The sequence below is a fragment of the Negadavirga shengliensis genome (assembly GCF_042652345.1).
Lineage (GTDB): Bacteria > Bacteroidota > Bacteroidia > Cytophagales > Cyclobacteriaceae > Negadavirga > Negadavirga shengliensis.
The window spans coordinates 1-1,955 of record NZ_JBHSJJ010000041.1; the positions used below are offsets into that span (position 1 = coordinate 1).

The window sequence follows — 1,955 nt, forward strand, 5'->3', positions numbered from 1 at the left end:
TTGAGCATGGCCAGTGCCTGCAGCGGCGTGTTGGTCCTGTTGCGGGTCACCTCGCAGACGTCCCTGTTGCTGCCGTCAAAGATGATGGGCTTGGGCGGGGGCGAGGTCAGTTTGATGAAGGTGTAGAGCCCCCTTCTGTAGAGTTTCTCCCCTTTGTCCCGCCTGTAGACGGCCAGTTCCCCCCTGCCGGAGGTGGAGGCCTCCCACAGCCCTTCAGGCTGGTAGGGCTTTACGCTCGGACCCCCTATTTCTTTGACCATCAGGCCGCTGCTTGCAAGCACCATGTCCCTGATGTGCTCGGCGTTCAGCCGGATCCGGGGGGCCCTTGCCAGATAGACATTGTCGGGGTCCCTGTTCAGCTTCTTTTTATCTGTTTCAGCGGACTGTTGATATGTAGCCGAACTTACCATCTTCCTGATAAGCCCCTTCACGTCCCAGCCGCTTTCCCTGAAATCCACCGCCAGCCAGTCCAGCAGCTCCGGATGCGTGGGCAGGTCGCCCTGCATGCCGAAATCACCCGCCGATTTTACCAGGCCCCTGCCGAAGAGCTCCTGCCACATCAGGTTGACGAACACCCTGGCGGCAAGCGGGTTCTCATCCGAAAAGGTCCACTCCGCCAGACCCAGGCGGTTTTTGGGGTACCGCTCCTCATCAAAGGGCAGTATCGCCGCCGGCGTGCCCGCGGAAACCTCACGGGTGGGCTGGTCGTAAAGCCCCCTGTCCAGTATATAGGTGCTCCTTGTCGTGTCCTTGAAGTCCTCCATCACCGACACCATGATCCTGCTGGTGTCCTTATGGTTGATGAAGCCCAGCAGGCCGTCGATGTCGTCCCGCTCTATCCAGAGGATGGGCTTCTTTGCCGGTTTGGATATGCTCACGTCGCCCTCGTACCCCTTTTCGGGGGTGTTGTTGAAAAAGGCGTACAGCTGGAAATAGTTTTCCTGGGAGACGGGGTCGTACTTGTGGTCATGGCACTGGGCACATTCCACGGTCATGCCCAGGATGGCCTTGCTGAAGGTGTTGGTCTTGTCCACGGCGTACTCCACCCGGTATTCCTCCTCGATCACCCCGCCTTCTTCCGTGTATTTGTGGTTCCTGTTGAACGCGGTGGCCAGGATCTGCTCCTTGGTGGCATCCGGCAGCAGGTCACCGGCGAGCTGCCAGGTGACGAACCGGTCGTAGGGCATGTTGCTGTTGAAGGCATGGATCACCCAGTCCCGGTAGGGCCACTGCGTGCGGATGTTGTCGTCCTGGTAGCCGTAGGAATCCGAGTACCTGGAAACATCCATCCACAGCACCGCCATGCGCTCCCCGAAGGCCGGGCTTTCCAGAAGCCTGTCGATGACCCTGTCGGCGGCCCCCTCGCTTCCGTCCCGCCTGTAGGCATCCATCAGCTCCGGGGAAGGGGGAAGGCCGGTCAGATCAAAGCTCAGCCGCTTGAGCAGGTGCATCTTTTCCGCCGGGCCGTTGGGGCGAAGGCCCATCCTTTCCAGCTTGTCCAGCACAAAATAGTCGATTTCGTTTTGGGCCCACTCCGGACGCCTGACCTTCGGAAGCTCCGCTTTACGGGGTGCAACAAACGCCCAGTGCGGTTCATATTCCGCCCCCTGCCTGATCCACCCGGTGATGATGTCCTTTTCCCCCTCCGTGAGTTTGAGGTTGGAGGCGGGGGGAGGCATCATCTCGGATTCATCCTCTGTCCGCAGCCTGCGGACCACCTCCGATTTCCCCGGATCACCCCGAACGATCGCATGGGCCCCGGGGTTCTCCTGCAGTGCCGCATACGCGCTTTCAGGGTCGTCAAGCCTCAGGCCCGCCTCCCGCTTGTTGGCGTCCGGCCCGTGACAGGCAAAGCAGTTGTCCGACAGGATCGGACGCACATGGAAGTTATAGCTGATCTGGTCAGAGGATGATAATGAAAAATCCTGATTATCATCGCCAGATCCACAAGAACT

1 protein-coding gene is annotated in these 1,955 nt (G+C 59.8%); it reads right to left on the bottom strand.

The window, feature by feature from the left end; translation table 11 throughout:
- Nucleotides 1-1,955, bottom strand: a 1,955-nt coding sequence (locus ACFPFU_RS25580) for a PSD1 and planctomycete cytochrome C domain-containing protein (RefSeq protein ID WP_377069581.1), incomplete at both ends; no start/stop codon positions are given.